Origin of the sequence: Ketogulonicigenium vulgare WSH-001 (assembly GCF_000223375.1) — a bacterium.
GTDB classification, from domain to species: domain Bacteria; phylum Pseudomonadota; class Alphaproteobacteria; order Rhodobacterales; family Rhodobacteraceae; genus Ketogulonicigenium; species Ketogulonicigenium vulgare.
In genome coordinates this window covers 911,004-935,583 of the sequence record NC_017384.1, presented here as the reverse complement: position 1 = coordinate 935,583, position 24,580 = coordinate 911,004, and the positions used below count along the sequence as shown (strand labels likewise).

At 61.3% G+C, this 24,580-nt stretch carries 26 protein-coding genes and 1 tRNA gene; 14 read left to right on the top strand and 13 right to left on the bottom strand.

Annotated features, from left to right (window positions below; genetic code table 11):
• The first annotated feature begins 7 nt into the window (after window positions 1–7).
• Both KVU_RS04665 and alr read left to right on the top strand, forming a co-directional pair.
• Window positions 8–1,510: a replicative DNA helicase gene (locus KVU_RS04665; protein WP_013384181.1), complete on the top strand. Its 1,503-nt coding sequence runs from the start codon at window positions 8–10 to the stop codon at window positions 1,508–1,510.
• Window positions 1,511–1,543: 33 nt separating this feature from the next.
• Complete coding sequence (gene alr / locus KVU_RS04660; RefSeq protein WP_013384180.1) at window positions 1,544–2,581, top strand: alanine racemase; 1,038 nt, start codon at window positions 1,544–1,546, stop codon at window positions 2,579–2,581.
• A gap of 6 nt (window positions 2,582–2,587) precedes the next feature.
• On the opposite strand, the gene speB is transcribed toward alr, so the two are convergent.
• A complete protein-coding gene (gene speB, locus KVU_RS04655; protein ID WP_013384179.1) occupies window positions 2,588–3,547 on the bottom strand; it encodes an agmatinase in 960 nt (319 codons plus the stop codon).
• 3 nt (window positions 3,548–3,550) lie between these two features.
• Window positions 3,551–4,711: a M20 aminoacylase family protein gene (locus tag KVU_RS04650; protein WP_013384178.1), complete on the bottom strand. Its 1,161-nt coding sequence runs from the start codon at window positions 4,709–4,711 to the stop codon at window positions 3,551–3,553.
• 63 nt (window positions 4,712–4,774) lie between these two features.
• Between KVU_RS04650 and mazG the strand changes: the two genes are divergently transcribed.
• Both mazG and KVU_RS04640 read left to right on the top strand, forming a co-directional pair.
• Complete coding sequence (gene mazG, locus KVU_RS04645) at window positions 4,775–5,614, top strand: nucleoside triphosphate pyrophosphohydrolase (RefSeq protein ID WP_013384177.1); 840 nt, start codon at window positions 4,775–4,777, stop codon at window positions 5,612–5,614.
• A gap of 52 nt (window positions 5,615–5,666) precedes the next feature.
• The gene (locus tag KVU_RS04640) at window positions 5,667–6,329 is read left to right on the top strand and encodes an outer membrane protein (RefSeq protein ID WP_013384176.1); all 663 of its coding nucleotides are present in this window, start codon (window positions 5,667–5,669) and stop codon (window positions 6,327–6,329) included.
• Window positions 6,330–6,334: 5 nt separating this feature from the next.
• On the opposite strand, the gene KVU_RS04635 is transcribed toward KVU_RS04640, so the two are convergent.
• Together KVU_RS04635 and KVU_RS04630 are read right to left on the bottom strand one after the other, a co-directional pair.
• A complete protein-coding gene (locus tag KVU_RS04635; RefSeq protein ID WP_013384175.1) occupies window positions 6,335–8,146 on the bottom strand; it encodes an ABC-F family ATP-binding cassette domain-containing protein in 1,812 nt (603 codons plus the stop codon).
• Between the two features lie 31 nt (window positions 8,147–8,177).
• Complete coding sequence (locus tag KVU_RS04630; protein ID WP_236953152.1) at window positions 8,178–8,909, bottom strand: GNAT family N-acetyltransferase; 732 nt, start codon at window positions 8,907–8,909, stop codon at window positions 8,178–8,180.
• Window positions 8,910–9,049: 140 nt separating this feature from the next.
• Here KVU_RS04630 and msrB point away from each other — a divergent pair, with 140 nt between their 5' ends.
• The gene (gene msrB, locus KVU_RS04625; protein ID WP_014537695.1) at window positions 9,050–9,463 is read left to right on the top strand and encodes a peptide-methionine (R)-S-oxide reductase MsrB; all 414 of its coding nucleotides are present in this window, start codon (window positions 9,050–9,052) and stop codon (window positions 9,461–9,463) included.
• A 27-nt stretch (window positions 9,464–9,490) separates the two neighbouring features.
• On the opposite strand, the gene KVU_RS04620 is transcribed toward msrB, so the two are convergent.
• On the bottom strand, window positions 9,491–9,988 hold the full coding sequence (locus tag KVU_RS04620) for an outer membrane protein assembly factor BamE (protein ID WP_013384172.1): 498 nt from the start codon (window positions 9,986–9,988) through the stop codon (window positions 9,491–9,493).
• A 124-nt stretch (window positions 9,989–10,112) separates the two neighbouring features.
• Between KVU_RS04620 and KVU_RS04615 the strand changes: the two genes are divergently transcribed.
• From KVU_RS04615 to KVU_RS04580, 8 genes are all read left to right on the top strand, one after another.
• Entirely contained in the window at window positions 10,113–10,667 is a 555-nt protein-coding gene (locus KVU_RS04615; RefSeq protein WP_013384171.1) for a YceD family protein, read from the top strand.
• Window positions 10,668–10,844: 177 nt separating this feature from the next.
• Entirely contained in the window at window positions 10,845–11,051 is a 207-nt protein-coding gene (rpmF, locus tag KVU_RS04610; protein ID WP_014537694.1) for a 50S ribosomal protein L32, read from the top strand.
• Between the two features lie 24 nt (window positions 11,052–11,075).
• A complete protein-coding gene (plsX, locus tag KVU_RS04605; protein ID WP_013384168.1) occupies window positions 11,076–12,179 on the top strand; it encodes a phosphate acyltransferase PlsX in 1,104 nt (367 codons plus the stop codon).
• Between the two features lie 57 nt (window positions 12,180–12,236).
• Complete coding sequence (locus KVU_RS04600) at window positions 12,237–13,208, top strand: beta-ketoacyl-ACP synthase III (RefSeq protein WP_014537693.1); 972 nt, start codon at window positions 12,237–12,239, stop codon at window positions 13,206–13,208.
• 77 nt (window positions 13,209–13,285) lie between these two features.
• Window positions 13,286–13,585 (top strand): integration host factor subunit alpha, encoded by a 300-nt coding sequence (ihfA, locus tag KVU_RS04595; protein WP_013384166.1) that lies wholly within the window; start codon window positions 13,286–13,288, stop codon window positions 13,583–13,585.
• Window positions 13,585–14,070 carry a MerR family transcriptional regulator gene (locus KVU_RS04590; protein WP_013384165.1) on the top strand — a complete coding sequence of 162 codons (486 nt, stop codon included), beginning with the start codon at window positions 13,585–13,587 and terminating at the stop codon, window positions 14,068–14,070. Before ihfA ends, KVU_RS04590 begins: the two co-directional genes overlap by 1 nt.
• Window positions 14,071–14,182: 112 nt before the next feature.
• Window positions 14,183–14,259 (top strand) — tRNA-Pro (locus tag KVU_RS04585).
• A 76-nt stretch (window positions 14,260–14,335) separates the two neighbouring features.
• Window positions 14,336–15,406 carry a 2'-deoxycytidine 5'-triphosphate deaminase gene (locus KVU_RS04580; protein WP_013384164.1) on the top strand — a complete coding sequence of 357 codons (1,071 nt, stop codon included), beginning with the start codon at window positions 14,336–14,338 and terminating at the stop codon, window positions 15,404–15,406.
• A gap of 11 nt (window positions 15,407–15,417) precedes the next feature.
• Here KVU_RS04580 and KVU_RS04575 read toward each other — a convergent pair whose 3' ends face one another.
• Complete coding sequence (locus tag KVU_RS04575; protein WP_014537692.1) at window positions 15,418–16,110, bottom strand: DUF1223 domain-containing protein; 693 nt, start codon at window positions 16,108–16,110, stop codon at window positions 15,418–15,420.
• A gap of 276 nt (window positions 16,111–16,386) precedes the next feature.
• Here KVU_RS04575 and acnA point away from each other — a divergent pair, with 276 nt between their 5' ends.
• On the top strand, window positions 16,387–19,143 hold the full coding sequence (gene acnA, locus KVU_RS04570; protein ID WP_013384162.1) for an aconitate hydratase AcnA: 2,757 nt from the start codon (window positions 16,387–16,389) through the stop codon (window positions 19,141–19,143).
• 38 nt (window positions 19,144–19,181) lie between these two features.
• Here acnA and KVU_RS04565 read toward each other — a convergent pair whose 3' ends face one another.
• Genes KVU_RS04565 through secD form a run of 7 tightly spaced genes read right to left on the bottom strand, consistent with a single transcriptional unit; the run spans window position 19,182 to window position 24,571 of the window.
• The gene (locus KVU_RS04565) at window positions 19,182–19,718 is read right to left on the bottom strand and encodes a DsbE family thiol:disulfide interchange protein (RefSeq protein WP_013384161.1); all 537 of its coding nucleotides are present in this window, start codon (window positions 19,716–19,718) and stop codon (window positions 19,182–19,184) included.
• On the bottom strand, window positions 19,708–19,857 hold the full coding sequence (gene ccmD / locus KVU_RS04560; RefSeq protein ID WP_013384160.1) for a heme exporter protein CcmD: 150 nt from the start codon (window positions 19,855–19,857) through the stop codon (window positions 19,708–19,710). The genes KVU_RS04565 and ccmD overlap by 11 nt, the downstream gene beginning before the upstream one ends.
• Window positions 19,858–19,859: 2 nt before the next feature.
• A complete protein-coding gene (locus tag KVU_RS04555) occupies window positions 19,860–20,597 on the bottom strand; it encodes a heme ABC transporter permease (RefSeq protein WP_013384159.1) in 738 nt (245 codons plus the stop codon).
• Between the two features lie 51 nt (window positions 20,598–20,648).
• Complete coding sequence (ccmB, locus tag KVU_RS04550) at window positions 20,649–21,305, bottom strand: heme exporter protein CcmB (protein WP_013384158.1); 657 nt, start codon at window positions 21,303–21,305, stop codon at window positions 20,649–20,651.
• Window positions 21,302–21,928, bottom strand: coding sequence for a heme ABC exporter ATP-binding protein CcmA (gene ccmA, locus KVU_RS04545; protein WP_013384157.1), 627 nt, complete (start codon window positions 21,926–21,928; stop codon window positions 21,302–21,304). Before ccmA ends, ccmB begins: the two co-directional genes overlap by 4 nt.
• On the bottom strand, window positions 21,928–22,905 hold the full coding sequence (gene secF, locus KVU_RS04540; protein WP_060486254.1) for a protein translocase subunit SecF: 978 nt from the start codon (window positions 22,903–22,905) through the stop codon (window positions 21,928–21,930). Before secF ends, ccmA begins: the two co-directional genes overlap by 1 nt.
• A gap of 1 nt (window position 22,906) precedes the next feature.
• Window positions 22,907–24,571, bottom strand: a complete 1,665-nt coding sequence (gene secD, locus KVU_RS04535; RefSeq protein WP_013384154.1) for a protein translocase subunit SecD — start codon at window positions 24,569–24,571, stop codon at window positions 22,907–22,909.
• Between the last annotated feature and the right edge of the window lie 9 nt (window positions 24,572–24,580).

Below are 24,580 nucleotides of genomic sequence, written 5' to 3'. Positions count from 1 at the left end.
ATTTGGGATGAACGACATCAGCGCCTTTTCCCCTGATGGCACGCCGCTGACCCAAGCGGCGGTGGATGATCCCATGCCCCAGTCGATCGAGGCCGAGCAGCAATTGCTCGGCGCGATCCTGACGAATAACGAGGTCTATGACCGCGTGGCGATGATCATCAAACCCGATCATTTCTACGACCCCGTCCACGCCCGCATTTTCGAGGTGGCGGCGCAGCGGATCACCCGCAACGCGCTGGCCTCGCCGGTGACGCTGAAGCCGTTTTTCGAGGAAGACGCCGGGCTGAAAGAGCTGGGCGGCACGGCCTATCTTGCGCGCCTTGCCGGGGCTGCGATCTCGGGCTTTGCCGCGCGCGACTATGCGCAGATGATCTATGATCTGTCGGTGCGGCGCGATCTGATCCGCCTGGGTCAGGATATTTCGGCGCAGGCCAAGACATTCGAGGCCGAGACCGACCCCAAAGAGCAGATCATCGCCGCCGAACAGCGTCTTTACAAGATGGCGGAACAGGGTAACGCTGAATCCGGTTTTACCAGCTTTCTCAGCGCCTTGCGCGAGGCTGTTGAGACAGCGAATGCGGCCTACCAGCGCGACGGCGGCCTTGCGGGCCTCTCTACCGGCCTGATGGATCTGGATAAAAAGCTGGGCGGTCTGCACAATTCGGACTTGCTGATCTTGGCGGGGCGTCCCTCGATGGGGAAAACCTCGCTGGCGACGAACATCGCCTTTAACGTGGCCAAGGCCTATCAGCGCGGTATCCGCCATGACGGATCAGAGGGCGCGGTGAATGGCGGCGTCGTGGGGTTCTATAGCCTCGAGATGTCGGCAGAACAGCTTGCGGCGCGGATCTTGTCCGAGGCGGCCGAGATCCCGTCCGAACAGATCCGGCGCGGCGATATGACCGAGGCCGAGTTCCGCCGTTTCGTTGAGGCGGCCAAGCAACTCGAATCCTGCCCGCTGTATATCGACGACACGCCCGCGCTGCCGATCAGCCAGTTGGCCGCCCGCGCCCGCCGCCTGAAACGGACGCACGGCCTAGATGTGCTTTTCGTCGACTATTTGCAGCTTGTCCGCCCCGCCAGCGCCAAAGACAGCCGTGTGAACGAAGTGTCCGAGATCACGCAGGGCCTGAAGGCGATCGCGAAAGAGCTGAACGTGCCGGTGATCGCGCTGTCGCAGCTGTCGCGTCAGGTGGAATCGCGTGAAGATAAACGGCCGCAACTGTCGGATCTGCGCGAATCCGGCTCGATCGAGCAGGACGCCGATGTGGTGATGTTCGTGTTCCGCGAGGAATATTACAAAGAACGCGAAAAACCGGGCGACCATGAAATGGACAAAATGGCCAAGTGGCAGGAGGATATGGACCGCCTGCATGGCCGCGCCGAGGTCATTATCGGCAAACAGCGCCACGGGCCGATCGGTTCGGTTGACCTCAGCTTCGAAGGGCGCTTCACGCGCTTTGGAAATCTTGTAAAACCGTGGCAAGAAGGTGCTTCGGTCGAGTTCTGATCGAATGCCAGCAGTAACGAGAAGCCAGACGACATGACCACCGGAATTCTGACGATTGATCTTGATGCCATTATCGGCAACTGGCGCAAGCTGGCGGCCATGTCGCGTGCCGAAGCGGGCGCCGTGCTGAAGGCCGATGCCTATGGCACCGGCGCCGCCCGCGTTGGCGCCGCGCTGGCCGAGGCTGGCGTGCGCAAATTCTTTGTCGCTGTGGCCGAGGAAGGCGTGGCCCTGCGCGAAGCCGTCGGCCCCGCGCCCGAGATCTTCGTGCTGTCCGGCCATGGTACGACGGATACGGCATTGATCCGTCAACTGAATTTGACGCCGGTGCTGAATTCGCCGCAACAATTGCGCCGCCAGTTCGATGCGCTGCCGGGGCGTCCCTTCGCCATTCAACTGGATACGGGTATGAACCGTCTGGGGTTTGAATGGGAAGATTGGGCCGCGGTCACCGACGAGGTTCTGGGCGCGGGCCCGCGGCTGATCATGAGCCATCTGGCCTGCGCCGATGAGCCGGACCATCCGATGAACGCCTATCAGCTGGATCTGTTCAAACAGATGACCGAAGGGATGCGCGTCAGCCGGTCTCTGGCCGCCACGGGTGGCATTTTGCTGGGGCCGGACTATCATTTCGATCTGGTGCGGCCGGGGATCGGGTTGCACGGTGCCGCGCCTTATGCCCAAGGCGCGCAGGCGCTGCAGCTTGACCTGCCCGTCATCCAGACCCGCGATCTGATCGAGGGTGAGGTCGTGGGTTACGGCAACACCTGGCAAGCGCGGCGCCCGACCCGTGTGGCGACATTGGCGGCTGGCTATGCCGATGGCGTTTTGCGCGTGCTGGGGGCTGGCACAAATGTATACAGCGGCGATATCGCCTGCCCGATCATTGGCCGCATTTCGATGGATTTGATCACGGTCGATATTACCGATCTGGACGCCGACCCCGAGGTGCTGACCCTGATCGGCCCGCAGCAAAGCGTCGATGATCTGGCGGTGACCGCCAAGACCATCGGATACGAGATTCTGACCTCGCTCTCGCCGCGCTATAGCCGCCAATATATTGGCGGCTAAGGGTTTTTAGCGGCGCGTCCAGCCATAAAGGGCGATCAGCTCCATCGCCACATGGGCGCCCGCGACAGCGGTGGCGCCCGTGGGGTCGAAGGGGGGCGAGACCTCGACCACATCACCGCCGATCAGATTGATCCCCGCCAGATCGCGCAGGATCGCCGCCGCCTGCCAACTGGCAAGACCACCCCAAACCGGCGTGCCGGTGCCCGGCGCGAATGCGGGATCAAGGGCATCAATATCGAATGTGATGTATACAGGATGGTCGCCCACGGCGGATTTGGCCTGTTCCACAACCCAAGTCGCGCCCTTTTCATGGACAGTGCGCGCGTCGATATAGGGCATACCCAGATAATCGTCGCATTCGGTGCGGATGCCGATTTGCAGGCTGCGGCTGACATCGACCAACCCTTCGCGCACGGCCTTATACATGAATGTGCCGTGGTCGATACGGTCTGGATCGTCGTCCTGCCACAGATCGGAATGCGCGTCGAAATGGATCACCGACAGGGGCCCGAACTTTTCGGCATAGGCACGCAGGATCGGCAGCGTGATAAAGTGGTCACCGCCCAGCGTGATGCTGCCTGCGCCCGCCGCCAGAATACCGCGAATATGTTCGGTCAACGCGCCCGGGAAGGCCGCCGTTTTCGCGTAATCGAACGCCAGATCGCCGTAATCCACCACCGACAGCGTCGATAGCGGATCATAACCCCAGCCATAGGGCGGATCATAGGGCTGCAAGGTCGAAGCCTCGCGCAGCGCCCGCGGCCCGAAACGGGGGCCGGTGCGATGCGTGACGGCCTGATCAAAGGGCACGCCGGTCACGGCCAGATCGACGCCGCTCAAGTCCTTGCTATAGCGGCGGCGCAGGAAAGACACCGCCCCGCCAAAGGCATTCTCATGCGAGAGGCCGCGCAAAGATTGGCGCGTAAACGCCTGATCAACCTGGGTTTTGGCGTCCTCGAGTGCCATTGATCAGCCCTTTAGCGGCAAGGCGCGTTCGGCGACACGCGCAAGGAAGGAAGCCCCAAACGGCGCGGTTTCATCGTTGAAATTATACGATGGGCTATGCAGGCCAGCCGTATCGCCATTGCCTAGGAACAGATAGGCACCGGGGCGCTGTTCCAGAAAATACGAGAAATCCTCGGCCCCCATGCCGCGCGTGCAATTGGCATCAACGCCCAGACCAACCTCGGCCGCGATCTCGGCCGCGATGGCGACTTTGGCGGGATCGTTGATCGTCGCGGGATAGTTGCGGTCATAGACCAGCTCGGCTTGAACGCCGTAGGCTTGGGCCTGACCCGCGACAATCGCCGCCATCCGCGCCATGACCATATTCTGCACATCCTTGTTAAAGGTGCGCACAGTGCCGTTGATATAGGCGGTTTCGGGGATGATATTGCTGGCGCTGCCGGTGTGGATCTGCGTCACCGAAACCACCAGATCCTGCACGGGATCGTGGTTACGGCTGACGATGGTTTGCATCGCCGCGACGATGCCGCAAGCGGCCACAACCGGGTCGGCGGTCTCATTCGGGCGCGCGCCATGGCCGCCGCGACCGGTGATATTCACAGTGAATGTATCGACCGCCGCCATGATCGGGCCCGGCGTCGTCTCGAACCGACCGGGCTCCAGACCCGGGTGATTGTGCAGGGCGTAAACCTCGGCAATCTGAAAGCGATCAAGGACGCCTTCACGCACCATGACGCCCGCGCCGCCGCCATCTTCCTCGGCCGGTTGAAAGATCAGCGCGACCGAACCCGAGAAATTGCGCGTCTCGGCCAGATATTTCGCGGCGCCCAGCAGCATGGTGGTATGGCCGTCATGGCCGCAAGCATGCATCGCGCCGGGATTTTGCGAGGCATAGTCGACGCCCGTAATCTCGGTCAGCGGCAGCGCATCCATATCGGCGCGCAGGCCAACGGTGGGGCCATCCTCGCGCCCCTTGATGATGGCGATCACGCCCGAGGTCGCAATACCAGTGTGAATTTCGTCGACGCCGAACTCGCGCAGGCGTTCTGCCACGAAATCAGCGGTTTGAAAGCAGTTAAAGCCCAGCTCGGGGTTGGTATGAAGGTGGCGGCGCCATGTCTTCATCTCATCGGCGAAGCTGGCAATACGATTGATGACGGGCATGGGTTCACCTTCGGGCTATAGCGGTCTAGGGTTCTGTTATCGCCTTTTGCAACGGACACCGCAATGCCCGCCCTTTCCAGTTTGATCACTGATGAAACCCCCGATCTTGCCATTCAGATCAGGCGGTTGGAAATTATCATGGAGGCGCTGCGCGATCCTGAAACCGGCTGTCCGTGGGATATCGCGCAGACATTCGCCACCATTGCGCCCTATACGATCGAGGAAGGCTATGAGGTGGCCGATGCGATCGCGCAGGAAAACTGGGGCGAGCTGCGCGGCGAGCTGGGCGATCTGCTGTTCCAGACCGTATTTCACGCCCAGATGGCGCGCGAGGCCGGGCATTTCACCCTGACCGATGTGGTCAAGGCGATTGCAGATAAGATGGTGTTCCGCCATCCGCATGTCTTTGGCGATCAATCCAACGCAAAATCGCCCGAACAACAGGTCAAGGATTGGGAGACGATCAAAGCGCGTGAGCGCGCGGGCAAGGCGCAAAAGGGCGTTTTGGACGGCGTGGCCCTGGGTCTGCCCGCGCTGCTGCGCGCGGCCAAGCTGCAAAACCGCGCGGCGCGGGTCGGGTTTGACTGGCCCGAGGTGGCGCAGGTGGTCGACAAGCTGGCCGAGGAGGTTGGCGAGCTGGTCGAGGCGCGCGACACGCTGACGCCTGATGACCTCGAGGAAGAATTCGGCGATCTGCTGTTTGCCATGGCGAATATCGGGCGGCACCTTGGTCTTGACCCCGAAGGCGCGCTGCGCCGCGCCAATGATAAATTCACACGGCGTTTCGCCTATATCGAGGCGGGCCTATCCGCGCGCGGAAAATCGCCCGAGCAATCTGATCTGGCCGAGATGGATGCGCTATGGAATGAAATCCGGCAGGCGGAAAAAGCCGCAAAAGGTTGACCTGAGAGCGCTTTCACGGTTCACTCACGCCAAATTCAGCAACGAGTGCGCCATGAAAATTTCCTTTATGACTTTGATTATTGCCGGCGCTGTCGTCGGCACTTTACCTATGGCCGCCGCCGCGCAACATGTGCCGCGTATTGTTGTCATGACCCCTAGCGTGGGCTTTAGCGGTGGCTATGTCGGATTTGGCCTGAATCGCGACAGCGGGTCTATCGATATGAACGGCGAGACTGGCGATCAGGCGCAGCAATTGCTGGGCACGCGGTCGCTGGGTGAGCCGTCGGGACTGGGCCTGAACCTGCGCGCGGGTTATGACTGGCGCACCGGCAATACGATCTTTGGCGTCTGGGGGGAAATCGCCCAAAGCTGGGCCAAGGACGATGTTGTCATTCCCGCCGTCAGCGACACCTGGAGCGTTGGATTTGGCACATCCACGGCCGCGATGCTGCGTCTGGGCTATGATATGGGCGGCGTCATGGTCTATTCAAACGCTGGCTACCGCTGGACAGATGTCGAGTTGGAGACCTTTAGCGGTGCGTATTCCGACCGTTCGGGCGGTATCAGCTATGGTGTCGGCATTGAAACCGAATTCAGCCACCACATGTCGGGCTATCTGGAATTCCACCGCAACACCGGCAAGGTAGATATTGAGGGTCTGACCGCTGATCTGTCCCTCAATACCTTTACCCTGGGTGTGAACTATAAGTTCTAAGCCGCTTAACTTGCGGCTTTTTCCTCTAGTTCCAGCCACTCCATCTCGGCAGCGTCCAAACTGCCCTGCCGCTCGGCCAGCATCTCGCTGGCCTTGCGGAATTTCACCGGCTCGCGCGTGAACAGATCGGGATCGGCCATCAGCGTGTTCAGCTTGGCGATCTCGGCATTCAGGCGGTCAATGACGGCGGGCAATGCCTCGAGACGCTTTCTTTCGGTGAAACTCAGCCCTTCGGGTTTTTTCACCTCGGGCGCTGCGGCGCGCAGCTCGGCTTTCGGCTTTGGTGCGCTGGCAGCGGCGGCAAGATCCGCGCCGCGCTGGTCACGATAATCACTCCAGCCACCGGCGTAGGTGACGGCCTCGCCGCCGCCCTCCATGGCGATCGTCGTGGTGGCGACGCGATCAAGGAAGTCGCGGTCGTGGCTGACCAGCAGCACGGTGCCGTCATAGCCGTCGAGCAATTCCTGCAGCAGATCAAGCGTTTCGATATCCAGATCGTTGGTCGGCTCGTCCATCACCAGCACATTGCTTTCGCGCGCCATCAGACGCGCCAGCAGCAGCCTGGCCTTTTCGCCGCCGGACAAAGCCCGCACCGGCGCACGCGCCTGCGACTCGTCGAACAGGAATTCTTTCAGATAGCCGACCACATGTTTGGGCTGGCCGCGCACCATAATCTGGTCAGCCTTGCCGGACACCCGCATTTCGGGATCGCCCGTCAGGCTTTCCCACAGCGTCTGCTCGGGGTCGAGGGCGGCGCGCGTCTGGTCAAAGACTGCGACTTGCAGGTTGGTGCCGTGTTTCACTTCGCCCGCATCGGGTTGAAGTTTACCCAGCAACATATTGATCAGTGTCGTTTTTCCGGTTCCGTTGGGGCCAACGAAAGCCACACGGTCGCCGCGCATCACCGTCAGATCGAAATCATGCACAATGGTTTTATCGCCAAAGACTTTGGTCAGACCCGTCGCCTCGATCACCTTGCGGCCCGAGGATTGCCCGCTTTCCAGCATCATCGCCGCCGCACCCTGACGGCGGATTTGCGACGAGCGTTCGGCCCGCAGCTCTCCCAGCGCACGCACGCGGCCCATATTGCGCTTGCGGCGGGCCGAGATACCCTCGACCGCCCAACGCGCTTCGGCCTTGATCTTGCGATCCAGCTTGTGGCGGGCGCTATCCTCGTCTTCCCAGACCTGATCACGCCACAGTTCAAAATTCTCAAAGCCGCGATCTTGGCGACGGACGGTGCCGCGATCCAGCCAAAGCGTGCCGCGCGTCAGATTGCGCAAGAAGGCACGGTCGTGGCTGATCAGCACATAGCCCGCCTTGGTATCTTTTAGCTGTTCTTCCAGCCAGGCAATCGCGTTGATATCCAGGTGGTTGGTCGGCTCGTCCAGCAGCATCAGCTCGGGCGCTTCGGCCATCAGCTTGGCCAGCGAGGCGCGGCGACGCTCGCCGCCCGAGGCGGTGTCGGGCGCGCGTTCGGGATCAAAGCCAAGGCCCTCGGCCGCCAGCGCAACGCGATACTCCTCGCCCTCGGGCAGGTTCGAGGCGGCATATTCGCCCAATGTGGCAAAGGCCGACAGATCGGGGTCTTGCTCCATATAGCCGACGGTCACGCCGGGGCCGCGCACGGCCTGCCCGCGGTCAGGCTCGATCAAGCCTGCCATCAGTTTCATCAGCGTGGATTTACCCGAGCCGTTGCGCCCAACCAAAGCGATACGATCGCCGGGTTGAACCGTCAGGTTCAGATCATGAAAGACGGGATCGCCTCCGAAAGTCAGAGAGATATCGCCAAGTTGTAAAAGGGGTGCGCGTGCCATAACCCGCAGCTAAAGCGACTGCGCGCGGCTTTCAAGCCCCTTCCAGCGCAACCCCTGCAGGCGCGGCCCCCTGACCGCGCGCGGCAAGCTGGCGCAGGCCGTGCAAACGGGCGGGCTGCACGCCGGCCAGTTCGACATTGGTAAAGACATGGATCGTATCCAGCGCATGATCGACCACGGCGTGATCACTGACCCAACCATTCATCTGCAAATAAGAGCGCAGCAGCGGCGGGATCTGACGACGCGCTTGCAGCTCGTCCACCGGGCGACCGATCAATTCCTCGGCAAAAGTGTAAATCTCGGGCGCGCGGGGGTTCGGGCGATGCCCCTCGGTTCCGACATTGCCGTTCGCCAGCAGCGTCAGCGCGGCGGTATGCAGTAAGGGGTCAGACCCTTTGAACGACGAGCAGCCGATCATCCGCGCCACGCCATTGGCGTCCGAGATTGCCAGCAGCGCGGCCCAGATCAGCTTGACCACTTTGGGATCGTGGCAATTGGCGTCCAGACAGAACCGCCCCAGTTCCAGCGCGGCCCCCGGCTGCGCCATGACCGGCGCCAGATCATAGAATTGCGCGCTATAGCTATGAGCAAGGCTGTCATCGCTGCGCAGCACCATCACGCGTGTATAGCCGACCAAGGTTTGCGTGCGCTGATCGATGATCATCAGATGCGCGCAATAGTGATCGGTGTCGTCATAATCGCGCCCCTCACCCATGCCAGGGTGAAAGCTGCGCCAGCGCAAGGCTTGCGCGGCATCAATCATTGCGGGATCATTTGATAATCCCGCCCAATAAGGCTCGCTAACGATCGGGTTAAAAACCACCTGCATGGGCGCCTCCCAAGGCCGCGGTGGCATCCTGCACCGCTTGGCATCAAAACTGGCAACACCTATATGTTAACACTATGACAGAAGGGGAAACGATATTGAATAAAATTGTAAAATCTGAGGCCGAATGGCGCGAACAACTGTCACAGCTTGCCTATGAAGTAACCCGTAACCACGCAACCGAGCGTCCTTTCACCCACGATGACTTCCCCGAGGTGGCCGGAACCTATTACTGTGTGTGCTGCGGCGCGGCTTTATTCAAGGCGGATGACAAGTTTAACGCCGGTTGCGGCTGGCCATCCTTCACTCAACCGCTGGACGGCGCGGGTGTCGGCGAATCAGTCGACCGCAGCCATTTCATGGTGCGCACCGAAGTGCATTGCGACCAATGCGATGCGCATTTGGGCCATGTCTTCCCCGATGGGCCGCCGCCCACCGGTCTGCGCTATTGTATTAACGGCGTGGCCCTGCGGTTCGAGGAAGCCGACTGAAAAGGCGGAGGGCTTAACGCCCTCCCCTTATTCACTCGTGCCCAGCATCGAGGCCGCATCAACGCGACCAAAGTTGCCCAGCAATTGGCGGATAAAGGTCATATCGCCGACCTGTTCATCCGTCACGCGGCGGGACAGGATCACGACATTGCCGTCCTGCAGCCCATAGCGCGCGATGTTTTGCAGCGTGCCTGCGGGGGTAAAGGTGACGGCCAGCACCTGGCGATCAATTTCGCGCGGGGCAAAGGCACCAAAGGTCTCGAACCGGCTTTGAACGTAATAGAACGCGCCTTGGCCCTGCACGCTTTGGGCCGCGGGCTCGCCAATCGCGCTGATGACGCTGGCGCGGCTGTCGCCGACGTTCAGGCCCGCGATCATATCTTCGGTCGGGATATAGCCATGGTTGCGCTGGACCGGTGTGCAGGCCACCACCAGCGCGATCACCGACGAGGCCAGCACCAGGCGCAAGCCGCGCTGCAATCCAACGGCCCGCTTGACGCCTGCCTGCGAGATTTCATGTTTCATGATGTCAAAGGCCCCTTGTCGCAAACTTGCATGCCCCGTATTCCCGCATGTCACCAAAGGCATTACATGACAGCGGACGGGGTTTTCAAGGAACTCTGTAGCTTACACCTTGACGGAGCGCTAGATGAACGACCAACCGGCAATTCCCCGCCATATTCTGCGGCTGAATGATGTGTCAGGCCGCAAGGCGCATCACTTTGATCTGCAACCCGATCTTGCGGGACGCACCGCATTGGGCAGCGCGTTGGGCATCATCGCCCTTAAAAAGCTGCGCTTTACCGGTACGCTGACGCCCATTGGTCGCCACGACTGGCGGCTAGAGGCAAAGCTGGGCGCCAGCGTCGTGCAAGAATGCGTTGTGACCTTTGCCCCGGTGCCAGCGCGGATCGACGAAGATGTGATCCGCAACTATCTGGCCGATTTCACCGAGGATCTGAGCGGCGAAGTCGAGATGCCCGAAGACGATACGGCCGAGCCATTGCCCAAGTCCCTCGACCTTGCCGAAGTGATGGCCGAGGCGCTGTCGCTGGCCCTGCCCGCCTATCCCCGCGCGCCTGACGTTGCGCCAGTTGATATTGATACAGATGACGCGCCAGAGGCCGCCGAGCAGCGTCGGCCCTTTGCTGGCTTGGCTGATCTGCGTGATAAACTGACGAAAAAAGACGAAGGCTCGCATTAGAATTCGGCAAAGGCGCAACTTCGCCCTTGCCAAATGCGCCGCGAAGGTTATGTAGCGGGCTTCATTAACGTCGCTTCTCGACAGCGCTGGTCAAAAGGTATAGTGACCGCGCCATATCGCAAAAGCGACCTTTCGAAACTGGGCCTTGAACGCCCGATATAACCCGGGGTTTGTGACATGGCTGTCCCACAGAATAAAATTTCCAAGTCGCGCCGCAACATGCGCCGCGCACATGATGCCCTCGTTGCGGCGAACCCGAACGAGTGCGGCAACTGCGGCGAGCTGAAGCGCCCGCACCACGTTTGCCCGTCGTGCGGTCACTATGACCAGCGCGAAGTCGTTGCGGTTTCGACCGGCGTCGACATCGACGAAGACGCAGCATAAGCCTGCGTGACTGACTGACCTGCCATGAATATTGAACCTCAGGGCAGCATTTCTGCGCAGGTCAGCCAGATTGTGATTTCTGTCGACGCTATGGGCGGCGACAAGGGGCCTGCGGCTGTTGTCGCGGGCCTCGATCTGTTTCTGGCCAGCCGACCCGATGCGCAGATTTTGCTGCATGGCAATCAAGATGTGCTGAACGGGCTGGTTGCGGGACTTGCGGCAAAAGACCGTATCACCATCATCCATGCCCAAGATGTCGTGCAGATGACGGATAAGCCGGCGCAAGTGATCCGCACGGGGAAAAACACCTCGATGTGGTCGGCGCTGGATTCGGTGCGTGAGGGCGCTGCGGCAGCCTGCATTTCTTGCGGCAATACCGGCGCACTGATGGCGCTGTCGACCATGCGCCTGCGCCGGATCGAGGGCGTCAAGCGCCCCGCCATCGCCTGTATGTGGCCCTCGCTGAACCCGTCGGGGTTCAATATCCTGCTGGATGCCGGGGCTGATCTAAAGGCCGATGCGCCCGATTTGCTGAATTACGCGTTCATGGGCGCCTCCTATGCGCGCAACGGGCTGGGCCTGACCATGCCCCGTGTCGGCCTGCTGAATGTCGGCACCGAAGAACACAAGGGCCGCGCCGAGCTGCGCGAGGCGCATGATCTGCTGACCGCCGCCCAAGAGGCTGGCGGCTTTGATTATGTCGGCTTTGTCGAAGGCGGCGATATTCCGATGAGCACCGTCGATGTGATCGTCACCGATGGCTTTACCGGCAATGTCGCGCTGAAAACCGGCGAAGGCACCGCACGCCTTGTAGCAAAGATGCTGCGCGATATGTTTGGCACCAATATCTTGTCGAAACTCGCAGCGATTCTGGCTTACGGCGCGCTGAAGAAATTCCGCCATCAGATGGACCCCCGCCGCGTGAATGGCGGCGTGTTTCTGGGTCTGAATGGCACTGTGGTGAAAAGCCACGGCTCGTCCGATGCGACCAGCTTTGCAGCCGCGATCTCGCAGGCCTATGATCTGGCCAAGATGAACTTTACGGATCGCGTTGCGGCACGTTTGGCAACCAGCGCCAGCTTTACGGCAGGTCTGGACAGCGCCGAACCCGCAACTGCGACGGATTAATCGCATATCGCCGCAGGCGCGCAGCCCGCGGCACGTTACAAGAACGGAGCCATTGCAATGACGCGACGCGCTGTTGTCAAAGGTGTGGGTCACTATCTGCCCGCACGTGTCGTGCCCAATGTCGAACTCGAGACACTTGTCGACACGACGGATGAATGGATCCGCACCCGTTCAGGGATCGAGCGCCGCCATTTCGCGGCAGAGGGCGAAGGCACCGCCGATATGGCCGCCCATGCCGCCCGCGCCGCGCTGGCAAATGCCGGGCTGGAAGCTGGTGATATCGACGCGATTATCGTCGCGACCGCCACGCCCGATCTGACCTTCCCCTCGAGTGCGACGATGGTGCAGCAGCGCCTTGGCATGACCACGGGCTTTGCCTTTGACGTGCAGGCGGTTTGCGCGGGCTTTGTCTATGCGCTGGCGAACGCGAATGCGCTGATCATCTCGGGTCAGGCCAATCGCGTGCTGGTCATCGGCGCCGAGACCTTTACCCGCCTCTTGGATTGGAGCGACCGCGCCACCTGCGTCCTGTTTGGCGATGGCGCAGGCGCGCTGGTGCTAGAGGGTGCGGACGGCACCGGCGACAGCCGCGATCGCGGCATTCTGGCGACCGACCTGCATTCGGATGGCAGCTATCGCGACCTGCTGTATGTCGACGGCGGCACCGCAACGGGTGTGACCGGCCATCTGAAGATGGAGGGCCGCGAGGTGTTCCGCCACGCTGTCGAGAAACTGGCGCAGACGGCGCGCACCGCCGTTGAAAAGGCGGGCCTCGAGGAAGCCGATATCGACTGGGTTGTACCGCATCAGGCCAATATCCGCATCATTCAGGCCACCGCCAAAAAGCTGGATGTGCCGATGGAGAAGGTGATCGTCACCGTACAAGACCACGGCAACACCTCGGCCGCCTCGATCCCGCTGGCCTTGTCGGTGGGCGCCGCCGATGGTCGCCTGCAGCCGGGCAATCTGATTGTTGTCGAGGCAATCGGCGGCGGTTTGGCCTGGGGGGCCGCGGCGATCCGCTGGTAGAGCGGATTTCCCGCAAACCCCTTATTGACTTGAAAAATACATCTGTCCTAGTCTCAACCTGACAGCAGGAGATGACCATGTCTGAAAAAACTCTGACGCGAATGGATCTTGCCGAAGCCGTCCACAACAAAGTGGGCCTGTCGCGCAATGATAGTGCCACGCTGGTCGAAACCGTTTTGCAGCATATCTCGGATGCGCTGGTGGCGGGCGAAAGCGTGAAGATTTCCTCGTTCGGGACGTTTTCGGTGCGCGAGAAATCGGCCCGTGTCGGCCGCAATCCCAAAACCGGGATCGAAGTGCCGATTAATCCGCGCCGCGTGCTGACGTTCCGTTCGTCGCATCTGATGAAGGAACGCGTCGCCCACGGCGATAGCTGATGGCCAGTACCAAGGCAGACAGCGCCTTTCGCACCATTTCAGAGGTTGCGGACTGGCTAGAGCTGCCAACCCATGTGCTGCGCTTTTGGGAGACGAAGTTCCCCCAGATCCACCCCGTTAAAGGGGCTGGCAGCCGCCGCTATTACCGCCCCGAGGATATGGCGCTGATCGGCGGCATCAAGGTTCTGCTGCGCGACCAAGGTCTGACGATCAAGGGCGCGCAGAAATTGATTCGCGAACAGGGTGTGCGCTATGTTGCGTCCTTGGGGCCGCAACCGCCCAGCTTCGCGCCGCGCGCTGTGCCCGCCCCGCGCAAGCCCAGCCCCGTCGTCACCGCCATCGCCGCCGCCCCCACGCCAGAGGCGCGCCCCAGCCTGCTATGGGTTGCAAATCACGTTACAGCCACGCCCGAGACGCTGGGCGCGCTGCGCAAGGCGCTCTCGCGTCTTGAGGAGCTGCGCGCGCGGATGTTGCGCGCCGCCTGATACGCCGCGATCCTTGCCGCGCGGTCTTTGCGCTGCGTCAAGCCAAGCCGCCGCAAGGTAAGGTAAAAACCCCCTTGAACTTACGCGCAAAACCACTGATAAGGCCCTCAGTCGGGCTATAGCGCAGCCTGGTAGCGCGTCCGTCTGGGGGGCGGAAGGTCGCAGGTTCAAGTCCTGCTAGCCCGACCATCAAAAAGCCTGCTAAGGTCATTGCCTTGGCAGGCTTTTTCATATCCGCTGACCACAGATCAATACGCGAGGGATCATGACCGGCGTTCTGCCTCACACCCAAATTCAGGCCATGATCGATGCGGCGCATATTCGCCCCGAACGTCCGCTGGCACCGGGACAATTGCAGCCCGCCAGCCTTGATCTGCGCCTTGGCACAGTGGCCTATCGGGTGCGGGCCTCGTTCCTTGCGGGCACGGGCCGCTCTGTTGCGGATCGGCTGGCGGCGTTCGAGATGCACCGTGTCGACCTGACCGAGGGCGCCGTGCTGGAAAAGGGCTGCGTCTATGTCGTGCCGCTGATGGAAGAGCTGGCCCTGCCCGCCGATGTCTCGGCGGTGGCGAATGCGAAAAGCTCGACCGGGCGGCTGGATTTGCTGACGCGCACGATTACGGACGGCGGCGCGGAATTCGATCGCGTGCCTGCGGGCTATAGCGGGCCTCTCTATGCCGAGATTTGCCCGCGCTCTTTTTCCGTGCTGGTGCGCGCGGGGATGCGGCTTAATCAGATCCGGTTTCGCCGGGGTGGTGCGGCGCTGGATGATGATGCGCTGCGCGCGCTGCACAGGCGCATCCCGCTGGTCGATGGCACGCCGGTGATCTCGGACGGGCTGGCGTTTTCGGTCGATCTGTCGCCTGCCCGCGGCACATTGGTCGGCTATCGCGCGAAACCCCATACCGGCGTCATCGACCTTGATCTGATCGGCCATTACGACCCCGCTGATTACTGGGAAGAAATCCACAGCAAGCAGGGGCAGATCATCCTCGACCCCGGCGCCTTTTATATTCTGGTCAGCCGCGAATCTGTCTGCATCCCGCCCGATTACGCCGCCGAAATGTCGCCCTATCTGGCGATGGTGGGCGAGTTCCGCGTGCATTACGCGGGCTTTTTCGATCCCGGCTTTGGCTATGCCGCAGCGGGCGGCGCAGGATCGCGCGGCGTCCTCGAGGTGCGCTGCCACGAATCGCCCTTCGTGCTGGAACATGGCCAGATCGTCGGGCGGCTGGTGTACGAGCGCATGGACGCCGCCCCGCAGCAGCTATACGGCGCGGGGATTGCCTCGAACTACCAAGGCCAAGGGCTGAAGCTATCTAAGCATTTTCGTTAAGGCGCGCGACTTTAAGGGGCTGTAGCGGCGGCCAAAATACGGCCCGGCCCTGCTTCTTGCACCAGAATCACCGCTGGCTGATCGCCCTCGATATTTTGCGACAGATCGAGGGCGGCGCTGCCGTCCCATGCGCCGATCTGCTCGAGCTGGGTGACGATATTCACATAGGTCAGGGTCTGGCCGGCATTCTCGCCGCCTTCGATCTGCACCTCTTCCTCGGGCATATAACGCACAAGCTGCACGATCATCGGGCGAGCGATCGCTGTCTCGGCAATGATATGCAGCGCATTGCCGTCACGCTCGACCCGCAGAGCGACGGGGCGCGGTGCGTCCTTGGCGGCCGAAATCGCATCCATCACCGCCATACCATCGCCGCCCAGCACCGAACGTGTGCCATCGATCACCATTTGCGGCGTATAGATGTAACGCTCGTTGCGGATATCGGCATAGGCATTTTGGCGCTGGGTAAAGGCGGCCTGGCCAAAAGCGTCGATCCAGCCGATATAATCCCAATAATCCACATGCAGCGCCAGCGGGATCACCCCCGGAATATCGCGCAGCTTGGACAGCACCACATCGGCGGGCGGACAGGCGGCGCAGCCTTGGGCGGTGTAAAGTTCGACCACGACGGGCGAGCGTTCCTCAGCTGCGGCTGCACCTGCCGTTACGGCGATTGCAGCGACCCATCCCAGCGCGAATTTCATTACCGGCTCACCCTTTGTTGCCCTTATGCTGTGCTAGATCATCCGAGCGCGCTTTTCCAATCAACCCCGCGCGACCGAAGTGACGCAAGGGATCACCCTTTCGCGCGCAAAACTTGATCACCTGTGGCGTAAATATTTCATCTAAGGGCTCTTCCCTCGCTCTGCATACAAATGTATACGAAGGAAATATCGCCACAGTGCAGGTCTTTGTTGATTACCGGGCCCGGCTTTGGCACACCATCATAGACCTAGCTAGATAGCCAGAAAGGGACTGCTATGCCCATTACCGTTGGCCTCGATACCGCCAAAAGTCGGCGCAAGCTGACTGTTGGGGCGCAGAGCCTTTCCTATTATTCGATCGCCGCCGCGCAAGACGCCGGCCTTGGCGATTTCTCGCGCCTGCCCGCCGCGCTGAAAGTGGTGCTGGAAAACCTGCTGCGCTTTGAAGACAATGGTTTTTCCGTGGCTGTGGACGAGATCGCGGCCTTTGCCGAATGGGCCAAGAACGGCGGCCAGAACCCGCGCGAGATCAACTATCGCCCTGCCCGCGTGCTGATGCAGGATTTCACCGGCGTGCCCGCCGTGGTTGACCTCGCTGCGATGCGCGACGGTATCTTAGGCCTTGGCGGCGATGCGCAAAAGATCAACCCGCTGAACCCGGTGGATCTGGTCATCGACCACTCGGTCATGATCGACGATTTCGGCAATCCGCGCGCCTTCCAGCGCAACGTGGACCTGGAATATGAACGCAATATGGAGCGGTATCAGTTCCTGAAATGGGGCCAGAACGCCTTCCGCAATTTCCGCGTCGTGCCGCCCGGCACCGGCATTTGCCATCAGGTGAACCTGGAATATCTGGCGCAGACCGTTTGGATCGATACCGACCAAAATGGCGAGCTGGTCGCCTATCCCGATACGCTGGTCGGCACCGATTCGCACACCACCATGGTGAACGGCCTTGCCGTTCTGGGCTGGGGCGTGGGCGGGATCGAGGCCGAGGCCGCGATGCTGGGCCAGCCCGTGTCCATGCTGATCCCCGAAGTTGTGGGCTTTAAGCTGACCGGCAGAATGCTGGAAGGCACCACGGCGACCGACCTTGTGCTGAAGGTTGTGCAGATGCTGCGCAAACACGGCGTGGTCGGCAAATTCGTCGAATTCTACGGCGAGGGTCTGGATCACCTGCCCTTGGCCGATCGCGCGACCATCGCGAATATGGCGCCCGAATATGGCGCGACCTGCGGTTTCTTCCCCATTGACGGCGAGACCCTGCGCTATCTGCGCAATACCGGCCGCGACGAGGATCGCATTGCGCTGGTCGAGGCCTATGCCAAGGCGAACGGCATGTGGCGCGACGCGGGTTATGACCCGATCTATACCTCGACCCTGCATCTCGACATGGGCGAGATTGTTCCCGCCATCTCGGGCCCGAAACGCCCGCAAGATTACCTGCCGCTGACCGATAGCGCCTCGGCCTTTTACAAGGTCGTCGCGGATTATCGCGGCATCGACATCACCGATGACGCCAAGGATATGACATCCGAGGGTGGCGGCATTGTCGCCGCGCCCGTGGATGCGCGTAAAACCGTCGCGGTCGAGGGCAAGGATTACACCATCCGCGACGGCTCGGTGGTGATCGCGGCGATCACAAGCTGCACCAATACGTCGAACCCCTATGTGATGATCGGTGCGGGTCTGGTGGCGCGCAAGGCACGCGCACTGGGTCTGAACCGCAAGCCTTGGGTGAAAACCTCGCTGGCACCGGGTAGCCAAGTCGTGGGCGAATATCTGCAAGCCGCGGGTCTGCAAGAGGATTTGGACGCCATCGGGTTTAACCTTGTGGGTTACGGCTGCACGACCTGTATTGGGAACACCGGCCCCTTGGGCGATCCCGCGATTTCCAAGGCGATCAACGAAAACGATCTGGTCGCGACGGCTGTTCTGTCGGGTAACCGCAACTTTGAAGGCCGCATCAGCCCCGATGTGCGCGCGAACTTCCTTGCCTCGCCGCCCTTGGTTGTGGCCTATGCCATCGCGGGCGATCTGAATATCGACCTCTCGCGCGAGCCTTTGGGCCAGACGCCGGCGGGCGAGGATGTCTATCTGAAAGACATCTGGCCGACCCAACAAGAGATCGCCGAACTGGTCGAGGCGACCGTGACCCGTCAGGCTTTCCTGACGAAATACGCCGATGTCTTCAAAGGCGACGAGAATTGGCAAAAGGTCGAGACCACCGATACCGAGACCTATAACTGGCCGCCCACCTCGACCTATATCCAGAACCCGCCCTATTTCCGCGGCATGTCGCCCGAAAAAGGCAGCATCCAGAACATTCGCGGCGCGCGTATTCTGGCGATCCTTGGCGATATGATCACCACCGACCATATCAGCCCGGCAGGCTCGTTCAAACCGACCACGCCTGCCGGTAAATATCTGGAGGAACGCCAAGTCGCGCCCAAGGATTTCAACTCCTACGGCTCGCGTCGTGGCAACCACGAGGTCATGATGCGCGGCACATTCGCCAATATCCGCATCAAGAACGAGATGCTGGACGGCGTCGAGGGTGGCTATACATTGGGGCCGGACGGTCAGCAGACCAGCATTTTCGACGCGTCGATGGCCTATCAAGAGGCGGGCGTGCCGCTGGTGATCTTTGGCGGCATCGAATATGGCGCGGGCTCTAGCCGTGACTGGGCGGCCAAGGGCACAAACCTTTTGGGCGTCAAAGCCGTGATTGCGGAAAGTTTCGAACGTATCCACCGCTCGAACCTGATCGGGATGGGCGTGGTGCCGTTCGAGTTCTTGGCAGGCGAGAACCGCAAGACGCTGGGCCTGAAGGGCGACGAAGTGATCGCGATCGAAGGTCTGGAAGGCAAGATCGAGCCGCGTTCAACCGTGCCGTGCCACATCACCTATGCCGATGGCACAAGCCGCACGATCCAGATCAAAAGCCGCATCGATACAGCGGTCGAGATTGAATATCTGGAAAATGGCGGCGTGCTGCATTACGTGCTGCGCAACCTCGCCAAGCAATAAAAATAAGGCCCCGCAATCACTTGCGGGGCCTTATTCATTCAGTTGTTTAGCGCTGCGTCTAGCGCGGGGCGGAACCGGTTGTCATATAACCCGCCCACCAGAGGCCCCGCGATACGCTGGATGATCTTGCCATCCGCACCCACAAGGAAGGTTTCCGGGACGCCGTAGACCCCCCATTCCAGCCCCAACCGCGCTTGCGGATCGGTGCCGATGGCGGTGAACGGATTGCCAAGCTCGGCCAGAAATTTCACCGCATCATCAGGATTGTCGCGGTAGTTCACGCCATAAACCGGCAGGCCGGTCTCGGAGAGTTCCATCAGGTTCGGATGCTCGAGGCGGCAGGGCGCGCACCAGCTGGCCCAGAAATTCACCACCTTCACCTGACCATCGCGCAAAGCCGCATCGGTCAGTGGCGGCAGATCCGCCAACGCAGTGATATTCGTCGGCGGCAGTTCCTGCCCGACCAAGGTCGAGGGCAGACCCGCATCATCGCCGCGCATCATGCCAATCGCAAAGAACCCCGCAATCGCCACGAAAACGGCAGGCGGGATCAGAACCAGCGGGTTAATTTTCATCCTTACCCTCGATATCGCGCAGGGTGCGGCGCGCCTTGATATGCTGCGCGATGCTCAGCCAAGTGATGCCGATCAGCAGCGCCAGCGAGACGCCATAGGCAGACAGAACGGCAACGGCATAACGACCCAGATCCGGCATGATCATGCTCCTTCGCGGGTTTGACGGTTCAGCAGCGCACGGGCGCGGCGTTTGCGGATTTCAGTGCCGGTGCGCATCAGCAAAAGGCCCAGCACAAGCAGGAAGAAACCGGCAATCGACAGCAACAGCGGCTGATAAAAGACGTTCGAGACTTCGGTATTCTGATCCATCGTGATGACCGAGGCGCCCTGGTGCAGGCCTTGGTTCCAGAAACTTGCGGCATAGCGCGACAGCACGGCAAAGACCGAACCCACGATACACAGGATCGAGGTCAGATCGGCGGCGGTATCGGGATCTTCAATCGCGGCCCAGAGGGCAACATAGCCCAGATAGAACAGGAACAGGATCAGGAACGAGGTCAGACGCGGGTCCCAGGCCCACCATGTGCCCCACATCGGCTGGCCCCAGACCGCGCCGGTGACCAGCCCCATGACGGTCAGCACGATACCAATCGGCGCCATCGCCTTTGCGGCCAGCGCGCTGACATGGTGACGGCGGATCAGCCAGATCAGCGAGGCGACCAGCATCATCACCCAGGCATTGATCGCCAGCATCGCGGCGGGCACATGGACATAGATGATCTTGACGGTCGAGCCCTGACGGAAGTCATCAGGCGTGAAGAAGAACCCCCACGTCAGCGCCACCACCAGCAGCGCAATGCCAGCCCCGACCAGCCACGGCATGATCGGCTGCGTGGTTTTCAGGAACTTGGTTGGATTTGCATATTCCCAGATCGACATGCCTGTTCATACCCCATGGTTTCGGGCCGCTCAATCGCGGCCGCGCGTTGTTCACCGCAGATTGACCCGCAGCACGGCGGCGGCGGCGAATGGCAGCAGTGCAACACTGCCCAGGCTGATCGCCACCAACATAAGTAAAGGGGTCACAAGGGGAAAACCCTCGGCCCCGCGACGGGCGACTTCGGCCCCGTAGATCAAAGTCGGCACATACAAGGGCAGCACCAGCAGCGACATCAAAAGGCCGCCCCTGCGGATGCCCACGACCAAAGCCGCGCCAAATGTGCCGATCATCGACAAAGCGGGCGTGCCCAGCAGCAGCGACAGGCTAAGCCAGCCAAAGCCCGCAACCGGCAGGTTCATTAGCACACCCAAGAACGGTGCGATGATCACCAGCGGCAGGCTGGTGGTCAGCCAATGCGCCAGCGCCTTTACCAGCGTGACGCCTTCCAGCGGGATCGGCGCGGTCGCGATCAGCGGCAGCGCGCCATCCTCGTGATCCAGCGCGAAAATCCGGTCCAGCGACAACAGCGCCGCCAGCAGCGCGCCAACCCACAAAATACCGGGGGCGACGCGGGCGTGCAGCTCGATCTGAGGGCCGATGCCAAAGGGCACCATGACGATCACGATCAGGAAAAACGCAAGCGCCAGGCCAAAGCCGCCGCCTGCCCGCACCGCCAGACGCAAATCCCGCAGCAGCAGCGCGATCATAGGAAGGCCTCGTCACTTTGGGCGGCGCGCCCCTCGGGGCGGGACGGGTCGGCGCGAAAGGCCGTGATATCCATCTCGCGCGCCTCAAGGCCAAGGTCGATATGGGTCGCAATGACAGCAATGCCGCCCGCCGCCAGATGACGATCGCGGACCCAAGCGCCAAACCGCGCGACCGATTGGCGGTCAAGCGAGACGGTCGGCTCGTCGAGAAACAGGATCTTGCGCCCAATGACACCGAGACGCGCAAGGCCAAGGCGGCGCTTTTGGCCCGCCGAGAGGTTCCCGGCCAAACGGTGTTCCAGATGGGCAATGTCGAAATCGACCAGCACCGCATCAGGCAGCGGGAGGCCGTAAAGACTGGCCCAGAATTGCAGATTTTCACGCACCGTCAGTGCGGATTTCACGCCATCGGCGTGGCTGGCATAGGCGCTATCGCCGGCCTGCATTGTCATCTCGCCCGCATCTGCCGGCTGTAACCCGGCCAGAACGCGTAAAAGTGTGGTCTTGCCCGCGCCGTTGGGCCCGCGCAAGACCAGAGCCTCGCCAGGGGCCAGCGTGAAGCTGACCCCCGTTAGCACCGGAACACCGCCCCGGCTGCACGCAAGGTTTGTGACCTTCAGCATTACTCAGCCGAGGTCGTGAACTGCGTGCCCGAGGGGCCGGTATCGGTCTTTTTCTCCCAATCGCGCTTGACGCCCAGCCACAGCACGACCTGCGCGCTGACAAAGATGGTCGAATACACCGCGATCACCGATCCGAACAGCATGGCAAAAGCAAAACCGCGGATCACATCGCCGCCCCAGATATAAAGGGCCACCAGCGCAAGGATCGTCGTGACCGTTGTCATGACGGTGCGGCTGAGGGTTTCGTTCAGCGCGACGACCATCAGCTCGGGCAAGGGAGTGGTGCTATCGCGGCGCAGGATTTCCCGCACACGGTCGAACACCACAACCTTATCGTTGATCGAAAAGCCGACAATGGTCAGAACTGCCGCCACGATGGTCAGATCGAACCGCACCTGAAACACCGAGAACAACCCCACCGTGATCATTGCATCGGTGAACAGACCCACCACAGCGCCAAAGCCGAACTGCCATTCAAAGCGCAGCCAGACATAGGCCATGATCCCCAAAAGCGAGGCCGCAACCGCCAGAACGGCGGTCTGGATCAGCTCGCCCGAGACTTTGGGACCAACGGTTTCAACCGCGGTAAAGACGACCTGCGGGTCAACGACCTGCAAAGCGGCCTCGACCTGACCGATCAGCGCGTTCGAGACTTCGGTCTCGTTGGCGGCCTGAATGCGGACTTGCTTGACGAATTGGTCGGCACGAAAACCCGGGTCAAAAACCTCGGTAATCGTGACATCGCCCAGCTCGATCTGATCAAGCGCGCTGCGATACTCCGACACGGCGACATTCTCGCTCGATTCCGCGCGGATGGTCGTGCCGCCCAGAAAGTCGATGCCATAGTTCAGACCGATGGTCATCACCGCAATCAGCGAGGCCAGCGCCAGCGCAAAGGTCGCATGGGTCGGGATACCGCCCCATTTAAAGAAGTTGACGGATGTTTTATCCGGCACAAGTTTCAGACGAAAGGCCATCTTACAGCTCCAACTTCTTCGGTTTGCGCATCTCGAACCAATGCAGCAGGATCAGACGGGTGACGAACACGGCCGTAAACATCGAGGTCGCAACCCCAAGGCCCAGCGTCACCGCAAAGCCGCGCACCGCGCCCGAGCCGATGACGTACAAAATGATCGCGATCATGATCGAGGTGATGTTCGAGTCGATAATCGCCGACATCGCCTTGTCATAGCCCAGCTCGAAACACCGCCACGGCGCTTTGCCACGCCTGATTTCCTCGCGCATCCGCTCGAAGATCAGCACGTTCGCATCGACCGCCACGCCCATTGTCAGCACGATACCCGCAATGCCGGGCAATGTCAGCGTCGCCCCGATGATCGACAGCAGCCCCAGCATCATCGTCACGTTCAGGATCAGCGCGATATTCGCGATCATACCAAAGAACAGGCCATAGGACAGGACCATATAGCCCATGACCAGCAGGCCCGCGATGATCGAGGCGCGCACGCCTGCGTCGATACTGTCTTGGCCGAGCTCTGGCCCGATGGTGCGTTCCTCGAGGAAGACGAGATCGGCGGGCAGCGCACCTGCGCGCAGCAGCACCGCAAGGTTGGTCGTCTGTTCGATATTGAACGTGCCCGAAATGCTGCCCGAGCCGCCAAGGATCGGCTCGCGGATTTGCGGCGCGGAAATCACCTCGCCGTCCAGCACGATGGCAAACAAAGATCCGGTATATTGCGCCGTATGCTCGCCAAAGGCGCGCGCGCCGGTGGGGTTAAAGCGGAATGTCACAACCGGACGACCGGTCTGGTCAAAAGACGGCTGCGAATCAACCAGTTGCTCGCCCGAGACGATCTCTTGGCGATCCAGAATGTAATAGACGCCCGGCTGATCGAGCGCGGGCAGAACCTCTTGATCGGGGGTTACTTGCGCATTTGGGTCATTGGTCGAGCTGACGACATGTTGGAACGTCAGGCGCGCGGTGGCACCGATCAGATCCTTGACCTCTTGCGCCGAACCCACGCCCGGCACCTGCACCAGAATACGGTCCTCGCCCTGACGGATGATGGTCGGCTCACGCGTGCCGACCTCGTCGATGCGGCGACGGATGATTTCCAGCGACTGGCGCATGGCGCGCTCGTCGGTGGCGGCGCGCTCGGCCTCGGACAGGGTGATGCTGATGACGCCGTTATCGGCGCGTACATCCAGATCGGTCGCGCCAATGCCGGTCAATGTCTGCACGGGCTGCGCCAAGGTGCGGATCAGATCAACCGCGCGCCCCGCCTGATCGGCGTTCGAGATGCGCACGCGCAGCGCCGAAGGGTCACCCCCTTCGATCCGCTGCACAAAGCCCAACGTGTCGCGCTGTGCGGCCAGCAGGTCGCGGACCTGCGGCCACATCGCGTCGACCCGCTCAGCATAAACCTGTGACAGTTGAACCTCGGCCAACAAATGGGCCCCGCCGCGCAGGTCCAGCCCAAGGCTGACAATGCTGCTGGGCAGCCATGCCGGCCATCCTGCGGCCTGCGCGCGCAGCGCATCATCTGATACGCCTGATTCTATTTGGCTTTTGGCGTCATTCGACTGCTCGACCGTTGCGTAGAACGCGTTGGGCACAGCAGCCAAGACGCCTGCGGCCACCACCACCCAAGTCAGGATGCGGCGCCATAAAGGGATATGCATGTTGCGGGT